Origin of the sequence: Streptomyces sp. NBC_01446 (genome assembly GCF_026340095.1) — a bacterium.
GTDB classification, from domain to species: domain Bacteria; phylum Actinomycetota; class Actinomycetes; order Streptomycetales; family Streptomycetaceae; genus Streptomyces; species Streptomyces aureus.
Genome location: NZ_JAPEPO010000004.1, coordinates 73,689 through 93,659, shown reverse-complemented (window position 1 = coordinate 93,659; position 19,971 = coordinate 73,689). Strand labels below are relative to the sequence as shown.

General features: G+C 66.7%; 14 protein-coding genes and 1 pseudogene. 9 read left to right on the top strand and 6 right to left on the bottom strand.

Translation table 11 applies throughout. The annotated features are described in order from the left end of the window. Positions 1-11 precede the first annotated feature (11 nt). The 4 genes from OG456_RS50315 to OG456_RS50300 all read left to right on the top strand — a co-directional run bounded on the left by OG456_RS50315 (position 12) and on the right by OG456_RS50300 (position 6,769). Positions 12-1,574 carry a transposase family protein gene (locus OG456_RS50315; RefSeq protein WP_266571884.1) on the top strand — a complete coding sequence of 521 codons (1,563 nt, stop codon included), beginning with the start codon at positions 12-14 and terminating at the stop codon, positions 1,572-1,574. After that, positions 1,571-2,392: an ATP-binding protein gene (locus OG456_RS50310; RefSeq protein ID WP_266571883.1), complete on the top strand. Its 822-nt coding sequence runs from the start codon at positions 1,571-1,573 to the stop codon at positions 2,390-2,392. The genes OG456_RS50315 and OG456_RS50310 overlap by 4 nt, the downstream gene beginning before the upstream one ends. 612 nt (positions 2,393-3,004) lie before the next feature. Further along, positions 3,005-6,019 (top strand): CHAT domain-containing protein, encoded by a 3,015-nt coding sequence (locus OG456_RS50305; protein ID WP_266571882.1) that lies wholly within the window; start codon positions 3,005-3,007, stop codon positions 6,017-6,019. Positions 6,020-6,043: 24 nt separating this feature from the next. Then, complete coding sequence (locus tag OG456_RS50300; RefSeq protein WP_266571881.1) at positions 6,044-6,769, top strand: hypothetical protein; 726 nt, start codon at positions 6,044-6,046, stop codon at positions 6,767-6,769. 320 nt (positions 6,770-7,089) lie between these two features. Here the strand turns inward: OG456_RS50300 and OG456_RS50295 are convergent, their stop codons facing one another. The 3 genes from OG456_RS50295 to OG456_RS50285 form a co-directional block, all read right to left on the bottom strand. Beyond that, positions 7,090-8,421: a UDP-glucose/GDP-mannose dehydrogenase family protein gene (locus tag OG456_RS50295; RefSeq protein ID WP_266571880.1), complete on the bottom strand. Its 1,332-nt coding sequence runs from the start codon at positions 8,419-8,421 to the stop codon at positions 7,090-7,092. 210 nt (positions 8,422-8,631) lie between these two features. After that, positions 8,632-10,134, bottom strand: coding sequence for a glycosyltransferase (locus OG456_RS50290; RefSeq protein WP_266571879.1), 1,503 nt, complete (start codon positions 10,132-10,134; stop codon positions 8,632-8,634). A gap of 23 nt (positions 10,135-10,157) precedes the next feature. Continuing rightward, positions 10,158-10,358, bottom strand: coding sequence for a hypothetical protein (locus OG456_RS50285; RefSeq protein ID WP_266571878.1), 201 nt, complete (start codon positions 10,356-10,358; stop codon positions 10,158-10,160). Positions 10,359-11,305: 947 nt separating this feature from the next. On the opposite strand from OG456_RS50285, the gene OG456_RS50280 reads away from it, so the two are divergent. Next, positions 11,306-11,554, top strand: coding sequence for an HD domain-containing protein (locus tag OG456_RS50280; protein WP_323136498.1), 249 nt, complete (start codon positions 11,306-11,308; stop codon positions 11,552-11,554). Between the two features lie 261 nt (positions 11,555-11,815). On the opposite strand, the pseudogene OG456_RS50275 reads toward OG456_RS50280, so the two are convergent. Beyond that, a pseudogene (locus OG456_RS50275) lies at positions 11,816-11,980 on the bottom strand (IS5/IS1182 family transposase); the annotation flags it as partial. A gap of 284 nt (positions 11,981-12,264) precedes the next feature. Here OG456_RS50275 and OG456_RS50270 point away from each other — a divergent pair. After that, positions 12,265-12,888 (top strand): lasso peptide biosynthesis B2 protein, encoded by a 624-nt coding sequence (locus tag OG456_RS50270; protein ID WP_266571877.1) that lies wholly within the window; start codon positions 12,265-12,267, stop codon positions 12,886-12,888. A gap of 1 nt (position 12,889) precedes the next feature. Then, a complete protein-coding gene (locus OG456_RS50265) occupies positions 12,890-14,701 on the top strand; it encodes an asparagine synthase-related protein (protein WP_266571876.1) in 1,812 nt (603 codons plus the stop codon). Here OG456_RS50265 and OG456_RS50260 read toward each other — a convergent pair. Further along, positions 14,685-15,986, bottom strand: coding sequence for a hypothetical protein (locus tag OG456_RS50260; protein ID WP_266571875.1), 1,302 nt, complete (start codon positions 15,984-15,986; stop codon positions 14,685-14,687). The genes OG456_RS50265 and OG456_RS50260 overlap by 17 nt on opposite strands. A 501-nt stretch (positions 15,987-16,487) precedes the next feature. Beyond that, complete coding sequence (locus OG456_RS50255; RefSeq protein WP_266571874.1) at positions 16,488-17,588, bottom strand: M4 family metallopeptidase; 1,101 nt, start codon at positions 17,586-17,588, stop codon at positions 16,488-16,490. A 602-nt stretch (positions 17,589-18,190) separates the two neighbouring features. Between OG456_RS50255 and OG456_RS50250 the strand changes: the two genes are divergently transcribed. Both OG456_RS50250 and OG456_RS50245 read left to right on the top strand, forming a co-directional pair. Further along, the gene (locus OG456_RS50250; RefSeq protein ID WP_266571873.1) at positions 18,191-19,069 is read left to right on the top strand and encodes a peptidoglycan-binding protein; all 879 of its coding nucleotides are present in this window, start codon (positions 18,191-18,193) and stop codon (positions 19,067-19,069) included. Between the two features lie 203 nt (positions 19,070-19,272). After that, positions 19,273-19,965, top strand: coding sequence for a transglycosylase SLT domain-containing protein (locus OG456_RS50245; protein WP_266571871.1), 693 nt, complete (start codon positions 19,273-19,275; stop codon positions 19,963-19,965). The last annotated feature ends 6 nt before the right edge of the window (positions 19,966-19,971 follow it).

Sequence of the window (19,971 nt, the reverse complement as noted above, 5' to 3'; positions counted from 1 at the left end):
CGGAGCCGACCGTGGATCTCCCCCCGCCGCCCGACACCACCGCCCTGCGCGCCACCGCCGTCCGCCGCCTGATCGCCCTCCAAAACGCCGGCCAGCTCACCCGCACCCGCATCCACGGCGTCGCCGACGCCTTCGACGTCGACGCCCGCACCGTCGACCGCTGGCTCGCCAACGCCCGCGCCCACAACGGCACCTACACCCCTGCCACCCGAGCCCGCTTCGAACTCACCGAGCACATGCTCTCCGTCGTTGCCCGCTGGTGCGGCAACGCCAGCTCCGCCTGGAAAGAACTGAACACCACCCCGCACCCCGACGACCCACCGCTGCCCTCCCTGCCCACCTTCCACCGCGCCGTCACCCGCGCCCTGTCACCCGGCCAGCGCGCCGGCCTACGCGCCGGCGAAAAAGCCCGCCGCGCCCTCGACGTCCACGGCCAACGCGAGCGCCACCACCGCAACTACGCCTGGGAAACCGACCACGTCGAAGCCAGCGTCAAAGTCCGCATCGACGGCCACTTCCGCAAACCCTGGATCACCTTCTTCATCGACTGCGCCCACAGCGCCATCTGCGGCCTGGCCATCACCCCCCAACGCCCCAGCCGCGAAGCCGTCCTCGTCGCCATCCGCGACGCCGTCCTCATCGACGACCACCACGGCCCCTTCGGCGGCATCCCCGACTACATCCGCGTCGACGGCGGCAAAGAATTCCTGTGCGCCACCGTCGGCCAGGCCCTCGGCGCCCTGGGAAGCGAACTCATCGCACTACCCCCCTACACCCCCGACGGCAAACCCAACGTCGAAGCCGTCAACGGCGCCATCAAGAAAACACTCTTCGCAGGCCTGCCCGGCTACACCCACGCCCCCACCCTGATCAACGGCAAACCCATCACCCCCGACCCGCCCTACCTGCACTTCGAAGCCTTCGTCGGCAAGGTCCGCGAATGGGTCGACGAATGGAACCACCACCCCCTCAAGTCCCTCAACAACCAAACCCCCGCCCAGTCCTGGCACGCCGACACCGCCCTCATCCACACCGTCCCCGCCAGCGACCTGCACACCTACACCCTCGAACACCACGGCAAGGCCCTGACCATCAACAACTCCGGCGTCCGCTTCAAAAACCGCGACTACATCGCCGACTGGATGCACGGCTTCGTCGGCGAAAAGGTCACCCTGCGCTACCTGCCCCACCACGACCACCGCGTCGAGCTCTACGACCCACAATCCGGCCACCACCTCGGCCCCGCCTACATGGCCAACCAAGCCACCCCCGAACAGATCCACGCCCTCAAAAGAGCCCAGCGCCGCGAAGCCGACCGCCTACGCGCCCAGCTGAAGAAGGCCGACAAAGCCCGCCGCACCCTGTACGCCGCCGTCACCGAACCCGAGCCGCCCACCCCGCTGACCGCACTGCCCGAAGACCAAGCACTCACCTACCTACGCGACCTGGACGGCCACTCACTCCACGCCGAAGCACTGCCCGACGTCATCCCCCTGCCCCCGCCCGCAGACGACTGGACCCGCCCCCACAACGACCCCAAGGACACCCGCGACGGCGAACAGGACCCCCAGTGACCACCACTGCCCCCACACCACCGAGCCGCCCCAGCCAACTCCCCCCACCCGCCAAAGACCACTACCTCAACCTCGGCCTCACCGGCGCCAACATCATGGCCACCCGCGCCCTCTCCGAGACCGAAGACCGCATCAAAAAGGCAACCAAGTACAACGCCATCGTCGCCATCCACGGCCACGTCGGCCTCGGAAAAACCTTCGCCGTCCACACCGCCCTACGCCGCCACGCCCCCGACACCACCGTGCGCCTACGCTTCCGCCAAGCCGCCAACATGAGCGAAGTACGCGGAGACCTCTGGCGCGCCCTCGGCCTGCCCGGCACCCCGCCCACCTCCGCCGACGACAGCGGACGGCAGATCAAAGAAGCCCTCGAAGACGACCCCCGCGTCCTCCTCTTCGACGAAGCCCAATGGCTCAGCAAAACCGCCCTCGAGTACATCCGCGACCTGTGGGGCGACGACGCCCAACGCGCCCCCATCCTCCTCGTCGGCAGCGGCAACCTCCGCCAGAAGATTCTCAGCTGCCCCGGACTCCACTCACGCATCCTCGACTGGTACCAGTTCACCCCCCTCACCCCCACCGAAGTGCAAAGCACGATCGCCGCCTACCACCCCATCTGGAGCGACACCCACCCCGACCTGATCCTCTACACCGACGACCACAGCGGACACGGCTCCTTCCGTAACTGGGCCAAGATCACCCTGCTACTCCACGACGCCCTCAGTGACAACCCAGGACTCACCCTCAACAGAGACCTCATCCGCTGGGTCTTCAGCCGCCTCGACTCCACCCAACGACTCCCGCCCCATCGGGACTGACCGCGTCATGCCCCGAAGCAACGCCAAGGCAGCCGCGAGGAACTATCCCGCGCGGTCATGGAGCCATCTCCGTGCCCGACAGCTCCAACAGCAACGTGTACCGCTGGATGAGACAGTGACGATCTACCTGGCCGGACTGCACGTCGCGGGCAGCTTCCTTTGCTCTGCCAGATGATCCAAACAAGACCGCCTAGCAGAGCTTGCGCATGCCCTTGATGTTCGGGGTGCCTCTAACGGGAGGGAAGGTACCGACGCCCGGGTATGCGGGGCGGAGGTCGACAGTTTCCCCCTTGGCAGTGTGCACCGCTTGTACCGCTCCTTGTCGAAGCCGGGCGGTCGTGCGCTGTATAGGTCTCTGCGCGGGCGGACGACGACCCGGCGGTGGATCGCGCGAGTGTCCGGTGCGTCCACGGTGTTCCCGGTACCTTGGTCAGCCGAACCACATGGGCGGGGGCAAGGTTGGACTGGGCGGACGCGCCAGTAGACGGGTACGGAAGTAGGAACTGGGCTCGCCTCAAGGCCCTGTGTGACCAACACGGTCCGCTCACGACTGCCGACCGCGCCGTTATCGAGCGACTGCGCAACCAGGTCCGGAGCGTGGTCCATGGGGTGGTGCAGGAAGGCGAGGTGCTGCGGCAGGTTCGCGCGGACACCTCCGCGCTGCACCCGCTGACACTCATCGTGATTGGTGGCGATGCCCTGGAGAACATGCGTCGCGGCATCTTCAGCACTGCCTGCGTGGCTGCTCGCCTCGCCATGACCGCTGCCGAGCCCCGGTGGGGTGTCACTAGGTCAAGTCCGTGGTGGCTGGCCGCAGATGTCTTCAATGATGCTATGTCAGCGTGGCTCGTTGCAGAACCCGACGGTTCGCGCTTCGCCGCAGCCTGTCAGGTCACCGATCAGCAGATCGAGGCCCTGCGCGAAGAGGGGGACCACGATGAGTTGGCTGCCACTCTCACAGTTGCCGGCGGACTGAGACTCGGCCCCTACCTCAGCTATGTCAGTCTCGACGACCCCGTTGCCAGGCATGACAGGTGGCGGACACGTGAGCGGCGACGCAATGCAGTCAGTACTCTCCTCGAGACCCTCACACGGTCACCCATGCCGAAGGCGCGGCACGCTCTCCGGTCGGCCCTGCCCTACTTCGAGGAGGCTGCGGCGCTGACGTCGGGGCATCGAAAGGCCAACAACCTACGGAACCTCGCCCAGGCGTACGCTCGCCTGGCGGAACTGGATGTACCCGACGCAGCAGCCCTCCGCCGCAAGGCCACAGAGGCGATGCGTTCGGCCTACTCCTTCGTCGACGCGACGGAGGATCCTCTCGCCTACCTGCACGTCTCCACGATCGCCTGGCTGAACAACGAAGCTCCCATGCCCACGGAACTCTCCGACATCCTGCCTGTTCCCCTGGGTGAGTTGTTCCGCACACGCCGAACCGACTACGTCGTAGGGACGGCCCACTTGGCTCTGTCCGCAGCCAGGTACACGGGGAATCAAGATCTCTTACGGGAAGTCATCGCCAGTATCCGCGCCAGCCTCACCACGACGCGGGCGCACGCCAAGACCGATATCGACATTGAGCTGTGGCATACCGAGGTGCACGCTCTGCCCGGCAACACCCTCACCTGTCGAGCGGCGCGGAAGAACGATCGAACGCACGAGAGTCGGCTCCGCAGAGGAGCCGGCAAACAGCGAGGGGCCTCCGGCCTCATCCACCTTGCTGCGCACGCGTCTGAGGCCGGAGACGGCGTTCGCGCGCTCCGCCTCATCGATCAAGCGCGCGTGACGCCCGACCTGTACCCGGACGCATGGCCGTCCGTCCTCCACCTGACGGCCTGGGCCTCGATGCAGGCCGGAGACTCCTGCGCAGCCTCCGCAGACCCACTCGCGGCGATCGGTTACCACTGCGGTGCGGCGTGGCGGTACCTGGTTCTTGGGCATGGCGAGAGAGCGGCAGCCGCCATCACCGGGCTGGTCCGCGAGGCTGGAGCAGGCGACGGCCACGAGTATCAGGTCCATGCGGTCGGGGCGCTGGGAGTTGTCGCATGCTACGCACCGCGGGCGGGTGACCGTTCGCACATGACCCACCTCCTGTACGAGGCATGTCAGGCCCTGTCGACCGCCCGAACCGGGAAGCAGGTAGCCCCGTACGCGCACCTGATGCTCCATCGTGTCGGCAAGGGAATGGAGATCGACTGCGCTGCCCATGCACCTGGACCACGCCCGATGCCGGAACCGGTCAGAGAATGGCTCAGAGAGGCCACCACGTCCGAAGGCGAGATCGACCGCGCCGGAATGCCGCCCAGTGATCCGTGGGACGGGATGGTCGCGTCGCTGTCTTACCTGAGCGAGACAGAGGCGGACGAAGGAGCCACCCCGACTGAAAGGGTGGACAATATGTGGCGCGTATTCGACCGGCAGTTCACCGCGACCCTCACACCACCACCTGCGCGATCAGTTCAGTCATGGATGGATTTCTGCTCGCAAGCCTCGTGCGGTGCAATCGACAGAATCATCCCAGAGGACACCGTCCTCATTTCATTCTTCGCTGGTCTGACCATCCTTCCTCGTTCCGAGGGGAAATCGGCACGGCCCATGGTCTCCGCGCACCGCGTGACGTTGACCCACGAGGGAGCCGTGATGTCGGGACAGCATTTCACCGATCTGGTCAGTCCCTTGACTCTCATCGGAGCAGAAGGTCGGAATGAGACCAGAGCTCTCCACCCTTTCGCGGGGCATGTGGGGCCTCTGCACGACGAATTGGCGAAGTATCCGGGTTTCGACGAGGTGACAGACGAGGCCCTGCGACTGCTGGATGCCCGCACCTATTTTGGGAATCATTTCGCCAGCGAGCTCACGGCCTGGCGGGAACAGGGGAAGCGTCACCTCTGCATCTGGCCTCACGGCCCCATGCACCGCCTGCCGTTCCACCTCATGCAGGTCGACGGAAGTCCGCTGGCCGACCACTGGACGGTGACCACGATTCAGGGCCTGCACAGCATCGAGCGCGCCACAGTCTCCGCAGAATTCGCGCACGGACACGTGATCGCGGCCTCCGCCGTAGGTGGCGTGAACTTCGGACTTCACGAAGAAGTGAGCCTCGAAGAGCATGCCCGTGCCGTCGCGGATCAGGTCGGCGTGGTCCCAATGGTCGGTGAGGATGCCACTCGGGCGAACCTTCTCCAGGCCATGCCCGCGGCGCGATTCATTCACATCGCCGCTCACGGATCGCGAGACGACATCGCCGGATGGCGCCAGTGCCTGTACCTGACACCGAGCGCTGACAGTGACGGCCGGCTCTACGCCCACGACGTTCTCGGCCTGGATCTGAGAGGCGTTGACATCGTGACCCTCAGCGCCTGCGAGTCAACTTCCTATCGGTTCGACATTTTGGACAACCACCGGGGCATCGCGCCGGCCTTCCTCGTTGCGGGTGCCGCAACTGTCGTGGGCTGCCTGTGGAAGGTTCACCCCGCCCCAGCGACCCATTTCTTCCGGGCGTTGCACGACCGATTGCACCAGGGAGTGCCCAAGCTAGAAGCGTTCCGTGCAGCGCAGCAGGCCACCCGCGAAAGATATCCGGAGTATCGCCACTGGGGCGCTTTCAGCTATATCGGCGCACGATAAACCGAAGGAATCTGGAAGGAAAGCATGGCTAATACCCTCATCCCCGACAGTGTCCCCCGACTCCCGGTGGATCTCGTCGCCGAGCCCACACTCGGTTCAGGGCCCCTGCCCCGGCTGGCCCGCCGACTTGAACTCACCCCCGTCTGTGCGGACCGCCCAGACGCAGTGTTCCCGAAGCTGGACCTCGAGGAGCTGCAGCATCTCAACGACCTTGGCGCGCGCGACCAGACCGAATTCTTCGTGGTACGGCTGGGCTGCGACCTCCTTCCTGGAGAGGCTAAGGATGCTGAGCCTTTCGACGAGTTGGGAGTCTTCTTCAAGTTCGAGAGCCTGGGCGCACCTCGCCAGCCCACAGCCTGGAACCTGGCCCCCCAGACCACGTCTCTCCCAGTCAAGTACGGTTCCTGGTCTCTGAAGATCGGCCTCTCCGCGGGCGGCGTGAAGCTGGGCGGCGAGATGGGCCGTTCGGACCGCGAAGCGGTCGAGGAGACGGTCATCGCCAGCAAGGAGGGCAGTCACTTGCCTCGATGGACCTTCTATTCGCGCCCCGTCCAGCCGCTGTCAGGTCAGCAGCTTGTCACGATGCTCGTGCACGCCCCTCTCGGGCAACCCGTGACAGCCGAGGTGCGTGTTAGCGCCAAGATCCGCGTCAAGAAGTACGGAGTGCGGAACGTCGTCGCCGATGTGCCAGCCATCGATGGCCGAACCGATCTCCGGACTGCGCAGCCTTGGGGGTCCACCCGTCCCTAAACGGCATACTGCTTTGGCCCAGAAGGTGGGCGGTCGCGACAACCGAAACCCGCTGTCTGGCGGCTGTTCCGGCTTTCGGGGTTGCGAACTGCCAGGAGTGCTGCGGTGATGCCCGCCGTCGCTCGCGCACCCCGGAGAGTGACAGGCCCGTCACTGGAGGGGCCGCCGGCTGGAACTGGCACGTGCGGATCTACGGGACCGGTCAGCGCGGAGTAGGACCTCCCCAGGTCTGGGCCGACACCGCCTACGTCGGCCAGTTTGTCCGCACTCATCCGCCATCGGGTCGGACGGCTGACGCTGCCAAGCTCAGCCGTGACGGGTCAGCTGGCCGTGTGGGGAACGGTGGTGGGGCGTCCGACGCTGAGGAGGGTGTATCCGGCGGTCTGCATGGTGTGGGGGTCGAGGTGGTTGCGGCCGTCGTAGAGGACGGGAGCTGTGCCATTCATGACGTGGTGTGCGGCAGTCCAGTCGGTGGTGGTCAGTTCGGGCCACTCGGTGACGAGGATGGCGGCGTCGGCGCCGGTGAGGGCTTCTTGGATGGTGGGCCGGCGGTGGGCCTGGTCCCAGGGGTGCATGCCGGGCTGGGGGCGGGCCATGGGGTCCCAGCAGGTAACGGTGGCGCCCTCGGCGAGCAGGCGGGAGGCGATGATGGTGGAGGGTGCTTCGCGCATGTCGTCGGTGCCGGGTTTGAAGGTCATGCCGAGCAGGGCGATGGTGCGGTTCTTCAGCTGGCCGAGCTCCGTCTTGAGGCGCTGGACGGCGCGGCGTGGCTGGAGCTCGTTGACCTCGATGACGGCGGTCAGGAGCTGGAAGGGGTAGCCGCTGTTGGCGGCGAGGGCGCGCAGGGCGCGGGAGTCCTTGGGGAAGCAGCTGCCGCCGTAGCCGAGGCCGGCGTTCATGAAGTGCGGGCCCAGGCGGTGGTCCTGGCCGATGGCGCGGGTGACGTGGGTGATGTCGGCGCCGGTGGCCTCGCACAGGGCGGCGATTTCGTTGGTGAATGAGATCTTGGTGGCCAGCAGGGCGTTGGCGGCCATCTTGACCATTTCCGCGGAGGCGATGTCCATCGTTTCCACGGGGCCGGGGATGCCCTGGTGCAAGGTGGCCACGAGCTGGGCGGCGGTGTCGTTCTCGGCTCCGATGACGATGCGGTCGGGGCGCATGAAGTCTTCGATGGCGCGCCCCTCTGCGGTGAATTCGGGGTTGGAGGCGTAGGCGACGTGGGCGAGGCCGGCGTCGTCGAGGGCTTGGCGGATGCGGGCGCCGGTGCCGACGGGGACGGTGGACTTCACCACGACGGCTTTGAGATGACCTGCGCTGGTCAGGGAGTTGATGACGGACCACACGCGGGACAGGTCGGCGTCCCCGGATGCGGTGGGCGGGGTGTCGACGCAGATGTAGGCGACCTCGGCGTCGGCGACGGCCGCCGTGGCGTCCAGGGTGTAGGTGAGGCGTTCCTTGTTGCGGGCGAGCGTGTCGCCCAGGCCCGGCTCGTAGATCGGGACGTCTCCGGCGTTGAGCAGTCGGATGCGCTCGGGCTGGATGTCGCGGATGGTGACCTGGTGGCCGAGCTCGGCGAAGCAGGCACCGGCGACCAGGCCGATGTAGCCGGCGCCGAATACGGCGACGCGTTGCGTGGACGCCAAGCGGTCCATGAGCGTTCCCCCTGAAGACGGTCGTGAAAAAACGAAGAAAGAGCGGGAGCTCGCGCCGGCGAACCCCGGCGTCATACCGGGGCCGGGCGATGCGCGCCGAGGCCAACTGGTCAACACGCAACACAAACAGCGGGGTTGCGTACCTGCCGGTGGAATGGGCTCGCGGGGTGCGCCCGGCGGGTGGTGCCGGGCACGTGCCGTGGCGCGGGGTTACCAGGTGTCGGTTGATTGGTGCTGCTCGGCCCAGGGATCGCTGGTCGGGTAGTAGTGCGGCTCCGGCATCCCGAATGCAGGAGTGGCAGCACTGGGTGGTGCGGCAGGTCCGGCCAGCGCCGGTGCGGGTTCAGGCTGCCGGATTTCGCTGACGCGGGTGTCCAGAGATACCTCGGCGCCGTTGTGGCGGGTTCCCCATCCGGTCTTGGCGCAGGTGAGGATGCCGTACCAGCGCAGGAACCGCAGCAGGGTCCAGGCGAGCACGATGGCCAGCGGCATGGCCAGCCAGGTCATGGCCCGCTGCCGGATGCGTTCGTCGGAGCGGATGATGCTCAGATAGCGCAGGCCCATGGCATAGCCGATGAGGAACGGAATGACGAGCATGCTGCCCGGCGGCAGTTCGTGGAAGACGAACGGTTCGACGATGAGCAGCCAGACGGTGACCATCTGGGTGAGGAGCATCTGCAGCCAGCGCATGGCGTGCAGCCAGTAGGCGGGCCGGGCGGGGGAGAGGTAGCGCATCCGCCACACCGACCGGATGGTCGAGCCCCGCATCCACCGCAGGTACATGCGCGAGAAGTGGCTCCACTTCTCGGGCATGGCGGTGAAGCAGATCGCCCGTGGCTGCTGCACGGTCAGGCCGCGCTGCTGGGCGTAGAGGGTGAGCAGGCTGTCGTCGGAGAACATCACGGTGCGGCCCATGAACGTCTCGTTGAGGTAGGAGCCGAGGTTGTCGCGGATGACGGCGGCCCGGTAGGCGGCGATCGGGCCGGAGTTGACCATGACGGCACCGACCGCGGACTGTCCGGAGCGGTCCACCAGCTGGCACACCACGAACCACAGGTCGGTCACCCGCACCAGCCAGTTCGCCCGGTTGTTGGTGGCGATCACGATGCCTGCGACCGACATCACCCGCGGCCGGGCGAACGGCACCAGGATCTCCTCGACGGCATTCGGCGCGAAGCAGGAGTCCGAGTCACAGGTGAGATAGATGTCGGCCTCGGAACTCACCCGTACCGCGTGGGCCTGGGCGTGCCGCTTGCCGCCATTGGCCACCACCTGCCAGGTGGTGGCCACGCCGGCTCGGGCAGCCGCCTGCTCCCACCACCGGCGTACGTCGCCGTAGTCGCCGCTGGTGGAGCCGTCGTCGACGATGTGGACCGAGTCGGGCATCCGGGTCTGGCGCAGGAAACTCTCCAGGCCGAGCCGCAGGTAGCCGGGGTCCTCGTTGTAGACCGGTACCAGGATCGACACGTGCAGCGCGTCCAGCTGACGGCGGGAGCGCTCGGTCAGGTGCGGTACCCGCTCGAGGTGGTACATGAAGGTCTGCAGGAGGAACACCAGGAACAGGCTGATCCAGACCACGGTGAGACGGCTGCGGGTCTCGGCATCGGTGGCGAAGGCGACCACTGCGTGGTGCGTGGCCCACGCGGCGGCCAGCAGAAGAACGATGATGCCCATGACGACGGTCGCGGACCGGTGCTGATGGGCGCTCAGCACCGGCGCACTGCGCTGACGGCGACTCACTTGCCGTGCCGCGCTGACGTCGTGGACGCGGCCTCGCCGGCGGCGAGCTTGCGGCGGAACCCGAAACGAATGCACAGCAGACCCAAGCAGAGCAGGCCCGCCGCGGTGGCGAGCATCCAGCCGCCGATCGGATAGCTGATGCCACCGATCACCAGAACCGGAGCCCCCGTCTGCGCAAGCTGAGCGTGTCCAGACATACGTATATCCCCCCATGGGAACGGCCGTTGGATAGAAAAAATGATAGGAGCAAGTGTGGAGGTTCCGTGCAGCCCTTGAACTTTGAAAGAGCTTTCTATGCCCACCGGAGGGGCACCCTCCGGTACGGCCACGGAGAGTAATGCCAGGTCAGTGACGCATAAGCATGATCGAATCCCGTGACACAACTGCGACATTCAATTTCCGGCACCCGCGCCTAACGGTCCCTCGCGTCACACCTGTCACACCGTCAAGCCCCGTCCGCCCCCGAACCGTTGGCCAATGATCGCCCCGATCTATGGCCAACGGTCAATTAAATTCAATGAAGAAGCGGAATATAAAACCGGGGCCGCAGTACGCCACTTGGCTGTCACGGGGAACAAGTAAGCGCCGCCTGCGATGCGTTCAAGCCATAGGGGGCGAAGGGTTTACGCCAGCAATGCGCGAGCCCCGTATCCGCGCACTGGCCGGCAGGGTCCGGGGTTCTACGCTTCGGTCGCGACCGCCGGATTGGCGGCCGGAGCAGGCAGCAGGGTCGCCCTGTCCACCGAGCCCGGACGGTGCCCCCCGGCAGAGGGTGGCCCCGCGTTGCGCACGGGACGCGGGGCCACCCTCTGCCGGGGCACCGTCCGCGGCGCCCGCGCCGACCGTATGGCCGCCCGATCACAAGTGCCCGCCGGGCTACTCCAGTTGCCGGTCCCCTTGAGATCAGAACTCCGCGGGCAGCTGATGAGTGAGTGCCGCCGGCTCAGGTGGTCGTTGGGGGGAGGTCGCCCCGGGGAATGCGGTCCGTGGTGGGGGATGGCTGGCTGCTGTCCGTCGATGGTGGTGGTGGCCTCCTTCGGGTTCAAGGTGTCAGGGGTGGGGTTTCGGTTTTCGCAGTTCAGGCCGCGTTGTCAGTGTTGGCCTCTACTGTCCGGTGCTCTACGGACGAGTGCGTGGAGGTCCAGTGGACAAGCAGCAGCTGGCTGAGCGGTACGAGCCCTTTGTGGTGAGGGCCCTGGGGGCGTTGTGGGGAAAGTCGCGGGAACGGGCCGGCGGCACCACGAGCCTTCTGATGGCGCATCTCCTGGACACTGCTGCGGTTGCCGAGCTGTTGTGGGACGGCTTCCTGGCGCGTTCGACACAGGCGGCCCTGGATGAGATCGCCGGTGGGCCGGGGCGCGGGCGACGGCTGTTCGCATGGCGCTCGCGGTAGTCGGCCTTGTCGAACTTCGAAGGTCGGCCGCCTCGGGATCCGAGGCGATGCCGGTTGCGGGTGCGGTCCGCAGGGATCGGGATCGTGGCCTTGATGCCGCGTCTGCGCAGGTACGCGAACGGTTTTTGCGCGAGTGGGCTTCAACTTTGCACTCCCTCGCTTGGCGCGCAGGGGCGATCCGATCCTCTACGGAGACGACAATGTAGGCGTTCCGGTCAACGACTGACGCGCGTGTGCTTGTGTCCAGGGTGGGGCCGAGCAGGGCGAGTTATGCCGGTTGGCACCGTCGGAGATGATCCCGAGCGGGACACCGCACGAGTCGGAGGCGAACGCGCGCTTCAGTCCCTGCTTGCCCCGGTCGACCAGGGAGCGCCCGGCCTTCTCGCCGCCGGACGGGGCCTTGGTGGTGCAGCCGTCCACGGAGATCTCGCTCAGCCCGGGGCGGGGCTACTCTGCCCGGTTGCGGGGCATCCTGGGCAGAGTAGCCTCGAATTAACAAGCGCTGACCGATCTGGAGGTAGGCCATGTTTGCCCGACTGCTGCGGCGTCGTATCCCGCGTGGGCTTGTCCTTTTCGGCAACGGCCGTCTGATCCGGGGCTTCAGCGGCGCCCACTACGACGGTCACGGATACCTTGCCTGAAACACCGTCCGCAAGTCGAACCGAGTCCGCCGCAGAGTCGCCGCGGCAGGCGACCTTGGAGGATGTGCGGTGGCAGAGAACCCCGATGCCCTGGTGGCCATGGAGCGGATCCTGTCACCGCATTGCCGGGTCACCCGGACGTCTGGCGGAGCGTTGATCGCGGACTGGAAGCGGACGCGTTTTCTCGGAATGGCGACGGCGGACATCCAGAAGTTCGCCGACGAAAGCTCCACGGAACGCACCGAACTCGTCACCGGTCTCATCCGTGCCGGGTGCGCGGCGGGCCGCCAAAAGGAGCATTCCAACGTCGCGGTCGGGCTCTGGCTGCGCGGAGTGCATGTGCTGATCCGGACCATCGGGTTCGGGCGCGTCCTTCGGCTCCTGTCCTTAGCAGCCCCGGATTATGCCCGGGCAGACCCCGCCTCTGCCGAGGACGTCGCACGGCTGAAACGAGCAGTGCAATCACACAGCCGCAGAAGCTGGTTCGTCAACGATGACTGCAAGGCCGAGGCCGTGACGGCTTTTGTCCTGCTGCGTCGGCGCGGCCTGAAGGCCGTGCTCCACGTTGGTGTACGCGAGCACCCTTTCGCTTTGCACGCCTGGATGTTTTCGTCCGGCGTGTGCATCCCTGACGCCGATCCGCGCGGGCACGCGTTCACTCCGGTTCTCTCGATCAACGGCGGAGGCCAGTGACGTGGAAGCACTACGCCTCGAGTGGGCCGGGAGCACACCGAAGCTCTCGGCAGCCGGGGCCATGGCCGAGCAAGGGCTCGTGACGACGGTCTCCTCCCAGGACGGAACCGCGGTGGTCGCCGGCTGGGTCGGCTCGGTCCGGGACCGCATGGCGGGTGCGCGCCGCCTCCTCGACGACTTCGGCCGGCCGGGAGCCGTTTCGCGTCTGCCGACCGGCGACTACGCGGCTGTCCTGGTGTACCACGACCGCATCCTGCTGATGCGGGACGAGCAGGCACGTATCCCCCTTTTCTTCAGGGAGTCCGGCGGCCGTGTGAGCGCGGTGAGTACCTCGGCGCGCCGCCTGGGCGCCGGAGCGGAGCTGGAACGTCGCTACTTCTGCCGGTACCTGACCGGGAACATGGCGCAACCCCACTCGGAACTCACCCCTTTCGCCGGGGTGCACCGGATACTGGGCGGCGAGGTGGTGGAACTTTCGATCACGGGGCAGATGCGCCGTGGGGTGCCGCGACACGTCCGTGAGGCGGACGACCTGTCGTTACCCGGGGCAGACGGTCCCCGCTTCAGCGGCGCCGCGAAGGATCTGCGCCTCGCGCTGGAGAACGCTGTCGGGCGCCGTATGGGCAGGACGACGGCGTGCCATGTCTCAGGCGGCACCGACTCCACCGGCGTCGCGTTGCTCGCGGCACGTCTGCTGGCCGCGGGACAGGACCGGCCTGGGGACCTGGTCCTGCTTGCCGGACGCTTCGGCAGAGGAGAACTGGCCGAGGAACAGCCGTACCTCGACGAGGCGATGGAAGCGATCCGCCGTCATGTGCCCGCGGCCCACCCGATGATGATCGATGTAGATGACGTGGCCGACTTCGACGACTTTTGGCACCACGCGGGGGACGCGGACGAGCCTCATGCGCACGCCTTCCGCGCCCCGTTCTGGAGCAGGCTCCATGCCGCCGCGGCGGAACTGGGCTGTGACACCCTCATGACCGGCTGCGGGGCCGATCCGATTGTCGACGCCAACCCGCTTCACTTGCACAGGCTGGCCCGCACAGGACAGCTCCGGCAGATGACGAAGCAGGCACGTGCCTGGGCCACGGGCGGCGAGCGGGGCTTGCGGGACGTCCTCTCCGCCTACGTAGTGCAGCCGACTGTGCCGTTGGCCGCCGAACGGCTCACCGCGCTCGTCCGCCGCCGCGGAACGGTGCTCGGCGGCCTCGGCAACTTCGCCCGCCCCCGATGGCTGCGATCCGGATTCGCGCGGGCTCACGGCTACCGGGAGGCCAGTGTCGCGGAGAGCCGCTTCGTGTTCGGACGCCGACCGGAACAGTCGCTCTACGACGCGGCCAACTACATCGCCGCTCCGGACCCGCTCTCCTGGCGCTGCGCACGGCAGGACGGATTCTTCCTCTCGCACCCTTTCCTCGACCCGGAGGTCATCGCCACGATGCGCCGCCTCCCCGCCGAAGCCACGTTCCATCCAGGCCGTCCGAAGGCGGTTCTGCGCGAGGCCATGGCAGATCTGCTCCCGCCCCGGATCCTCGGCCGAACGGTCAAGGTCCCCTTCGACGAACTCTACGCCCGCGGCTTGCGGACACACGGCGACGAACTCATCGACCTCTGCCGCTCCGCGCGGCATCCGTTGATCGCGGAGATGTTCGACGTCGAGACGCTGTGCCGGGCGGTGCGGGAGGCGCAGCTCGGCATCGGGGACTCATACTCCTGGGATCGTATGAACAGCTCTCTCGCCCTGGTGGTGTGGCTGGAGAGATCGGACCAGTGCTCCCGCGCGCTCATGCCGGTCAGTGCCGGCCCTTGATATCCCACAGGGTCCGTTCGATCGGGCCCTGCCTGGAGTCGACGATGCCGTACCGGCTCTCCAACGCGCGGTCTTCCGGTTCGCTGTTGATGCGGCTTTCCTCGCCGTTTCGCCTGATGGTTTGCAGCAGGTCTGCGCCATGCACACCGAACTGCCAGTAGACGGTGACGTAACGGGTGTCCCTGGTATGCGCGGCGATCGCGTTGTTCTCGTACACCCGGCCGCGGTAGACGACGTTGTCGACACCCTTTGTCGACTTCACCCAATTGGGCACCTTGCCGTCGCTCCAGGAGTACCCGGTCAGTTGCATCTGCGACAGGCCGAGTCTGTCCTTGCGTGCGAAGCTCCCGTTGGCGTAGAACGCCAACTGGTCGTACGGCGTGTCCATGGGCAGTTGCACGACCGTCTGGCTGACGAACGTGTCACCCGGCTCGATCCAGTGTCCGGGGGGCGCCCATGGCTGCGCCGCGACCAGCTCGCCGGGCTGCTGGATCTCCCGGCGGGAGAGCGGGTGGGTCTCCTGGAACGTGCGCCACTTCTCGGCATCGTCGCGCCACTGCTCGCGCTTCCGGTCCGTCGCGCTGATCTGCACTCGTTCCCCCATGGCGTGGAACTCGGTGCCGAGCACGTAGAAGCCCACATCGCTGCGGTTCTCGGCCCTGATGTCGACCGGCAACGCGAACGCCTTACGGTCCTGCCTCAGCACAGGCTTTCCCACGGTGATCGTGATGAGGGGTCTGGCGCCGTTCTGGGACGGCTGGTAGAGACGCTCGTAGCCGAAGTTCGCCAGTGCGATGAGCCCGGTGGCGATCAGCGCCGCGGCCACCCGCCTCGGAGCGGGGATCTCGACCGATGTCCGCCACACCGCGAAGACAGCCCAGGCGCAACCCGCCGTGATCAGGCACCACAGCACCCGGTAGGCCGTGGAATCGACGTCCTTGAACGTCATTAGTAAAAGCGCGGCGTTGGTCAAGAATGCCGCGACCGTGCCGATCAGGGCGACCGTTCCCGAGTAGGGAATGCGGTTTCGGAACCAGTGGTCCCAGGCCGCGACGGCGCCCACCAGTGTGGTGACCGAGACCAGGATGAGGATGGCACCGGTGATGCGACCCGCGTAGGTCAGGGCGCCGACGAGGTCTTCGAAGCCGAGCCAGCCCAGCGGCAGCCCCGTCAGAAGCAGAACCACCACGATCAATACCACGGTTGCCGGTGAGCGCCTGTTGCTCGTCGGGACCAGCAACTCCCGCAGACGGGATCCGACGCCGGACCAGAGGGGAACCTTCACGTGGTCAGCTCCCGACGCCACAGGCCGATGCGGGAGTGCCGTCCGCTTTGATGGTGACCGCGACCGGAAGCACACCCGAGCCGGCTGGTGCAAGGTCCCGCCGGTCGGCACCGGCCTACGCCAACTGAACCCAAGAGGTGTCTCCTTCGAACGTCACTGGGGCGCTGCACGGATGGAGCGCCGTCCGGCGAGCCCCTGCCGGCTTACTTCCTGCGGCAGGTACCTCGCGGTGGCGTCGCGGAGCATCCGATCCCCGCGCGGACCAGGAGAGCTGGTGCTGCGCCGGGACTCGAGCACCATCGTCCGTGGTGATCATTCGGATCACCATCCGGATGCCGCTGGACGGCCTACACGAATGAGTCCCCTTCGGGTTCCGGACTGGAGGTTCGCTGTCGTCGATGCTGCGGCGAACGAGAAACTCGTGCTGGTACTCGTCGGCGGGGATGAGCGCCCAGCCGTAGGTGCACAAGCCCTTCGCGCCGATCACGCAGGCGCGCAGTTCTACTGGGTCACTGGCCGACTCAGCCCGTCCGTGGGTACGCCGACCGCATCCCACGCCAGCAGTACCGCATCGCGCTCCTGCGGCCCGTAGGCGTCGGCGGCGTCCGCGGTCAGCCGTGCGAAGGACGTGAAGTCGGCGTCGCCGGTGAGTTCGCCACCGGTGAGCACGTCGTACCAGATACGGCCGGCGCCGTCCCAGGCGTGGCCGCCGAGCTGAGTCGCGGCGAGGTAGAAAGCGTGGTTGGGGATGCCCGAGTTGATGTGCACGCCGCCGTTGTCGGCGAAAGTCTGTACAAAGTCGTTCATGTGGGCAGGCTGCGGATCCTTGCCGAGCTCATCGTCGTCGTACGCGGTGCCGGGCGCCTTCATCGAGCGCAGCGCGACGCCCTGCACTCCGGGGCGCAGCAGTTCCTCTCCGATCAGCCAGTTCGCCTCCTCGATCGTCTCGCCCTTGGCGTACTGCTCGACCAGGGACCCGAACACGTCGGACAAATGCTCGTTCAGGGCTCCGGACTGACCCATGTAGGTCAGATTGGCGGTGTATTGGGTGACACCGTGGGTGAGCTCATGGCCGATGACGTCGGGGGACTGAGTGAAGTCGCCGAAGATGCGCCCGTCCCCGTCACCGAAGACCATCTGCTCGCCGTCCCAGAAGGCATTGTCGTAGTCCCGGCGGTAGTGAACGCTGGCGTCCAGCGGGAGGCCGGCCCCGTCGATGGACGAGCGGGACAGGGCCTGCAGATAGAAGTCGAAGGTGGCTCCAAGGCCGTCGTAGGCGTAATTGACCGAGGTATCCGGTACGTCGGCCTCGCCCTCTCCGCGTATGCGTCTGCCGGGCAACTCCTGCCGGTGCTCGACGTCGCAGACGGTGCGGTCGGAGTGGTCGGAGCCGCGCGACGGCAGGGCGGCGGTCGGGCCGATCTCGGCCGTCAGCCTGCGTTGGACGCGTTGTGCCGCGTCGAGCGCAAGGGTGCGGCGGGCAGGCTCGTGCACGGCCGGCTCCTCAGCTCGGGCCAGCCGGTTGAGCAGATGCGGTGGCACGATCGCGCACGGCGTCGTGGCCACGGACCTGAGCGAGGAACGCCGGATGTCGTCAGTCATGGGATGTGCTCCGATCGGTGCGGATGGCGGTAGCGCACCTCATCCGCCTGACGCTCGCACCCGTGTGCGCACGTCAAGGCGGTCTGGTGAACAAAGTGCTGTCGGCCCGTCAGATGCCGCCACGAGCGGCCACGCCCGCGACGGACAAGACGCTGCCACCGTGGTGCTGGGAACGGACACACTCAAGGGGGACGACGTGATCCACTGCCTGAAGAGCACGCACGTCCGCCTCGAGATGCCGCGGCGCGAGAACGTCTTCATGCCGAAGGTGGCCAATTGCTGTGCCGAGCATGGAGTTCTCTCCCTGGAGGAGAAGACGCTTCCGGTTTCAACGGGCGATCCATGCGCGCGCGTGCTATGGCTTCAGTTTCCGCCCGTCACCAGAGGCCTGCAACTCAGCGTCCAGCAGCTCCGGCCGTGGCCCGTCACTACAGGCAGGTCGCACCGAGGGGGGCGGTATTGGCCTCGGCGCCGGCATCGAGGCCAATGCCCCGAAAGCCAGGGCGAGTTGGCGTAACCCGGCGTGAGTTTCGGGGCGAGGCTCGACAGCGTGAGACGGTTTCCGGTCGCGCGATCGTGCATATGTCAGGCATTCTGCTGACATGCCCGATATATGGATGCCACAGGCCATCAAGATGGACCTCGGCGATCACGCGCCGTGTGACCCGGCGTTTCCGCCGAAGGCAATCGCACATATCACCGCGGACCGGGATGCCACCACGGAAGCCCCGCAGGATCTCGTGCCATTCGCCCGCCTCCAAAACTTCTTCACCCACGGCGGAAAGGGCCTGGCGCCGCATATCCTGTGGGATCCCTTCACTGGCGCGTTCGCCCAGTTCTTGCCTGCTACCTCCCGCAGCAAAGCGCTCGAAGATGCTCCCGGTGGTACGCGCACCAACCGTGCCGGCGAAGTCGTTCTCCAGATCGAAGCTCTCTTCTTCCCGCACTGTCGTGCCGACGGCCGAGTGTGCGCCGGGCTGACCGACACCCCCTGCAAGGGCTGGAGCGAACTCAACGCATGGGTACGCTCCTGGGGTGTGCCGGACACCTGGCCCATGGGCCGTCCGACCGACTTCGTCTCGGCCCGCTCACCAGACGTCTGGAGTTCCCGGGGCGGCTGGTACGCGCACGCCCATGTCCCGGAGAACAACCACATCGACCCCGGGTCCTGGCCCGCGTTCGCGCGGGAGCAGCCGGGCGAACCGGGCGGGGGACCCGCTGATCGCACGGAGTTCGAACCGTTTCCCAGCCCATCCTTCTTCCAAGCCGGACGGAAATCGCCGATCATCGCCGCGATGCACCATCGGCTCGTGGCCGAGGACTGCGACCGGTACAGGTCCAGCAGCAACATCGCTGTGTGGGGGGCGGGTGACGCAAGGTCCTACACCGCCTGGCAGAAGAAGCTGGGCTACTCCGGCAGCGCCGCCAACGGCACCCCTGGCAAAGCGAGCTGGGACAGGCTGCGCGTCCCCAACGTCTGACGGCAGTCTCCAGGGCCCCGCGGCGGACTCGGTGCGTTGCTCCGTTTGCGGGACAAGACCAGTCGGCGCACGCTGGAATTGGAGCGTAACAGCATCGCGGAGAAAGAAAATCTCGCGAGGAGTACCCGTGTGTGGGGCGCTGCGCGAAGCCTGACCGGCTGTGGGAATCGCTTGAATTGGCCTCCAAGTTGAGGAGGATCCCAATGGTCTCCCTTTCGAACGTGCGATTCGGCAAGACCAACAACGATGTAAAGGCCTTGCAGAGCGCACTGATCGAAGCCGGTTTCAGTATCCCTTCAGGAGCCACAGGCTTGTTCGGCCCGCAGACGAAGTCCGCCTACGCTGCCTGGCAGCGGTCGATCGGCCTCAACGGCTCTGATGCGGACGGATTCCCCGGCTGCTCCTCTCTGAGAAAACTCGGTGCCACAGCTGGGTTCAGTGTGGATTGTCGGCATACCGGGTCTGTCGCCACGAGTTCCGTCCTGTGCACAAAGAATTCCGGGATCAGCAAGGACGAGGGTACCGCCCGCACGTTTGCGCTGGAGGCGTGCGAGCGAACAGGTGCCCCGACGGAATGGGTCACCGGGGTCGGTAATGACGCGAACCTGCTCACCCTCATACAGCGGGAGTCGAGTTTCGATGCCAACGCGGTGAATCAGAACGACGTGAACGCCACGGGGCCGCGACAGGTGGACGGGGCGAGACTCAACTGTTCCCGCGGGTATGCGCAGGTGATTCCCGACACCTTCGCCGAAAATCACCAGGCAGGTACGACGAACCGGATCTATGACCCGGTTGCGAACGTCGCAGCTGCCATCAACTACATCTGGCGGAGATACGGAGACATCTCGCGGGTCCAGCAGGCAAATCCGCACCTCCCGCCCCATCCCTATTGAGGAGAG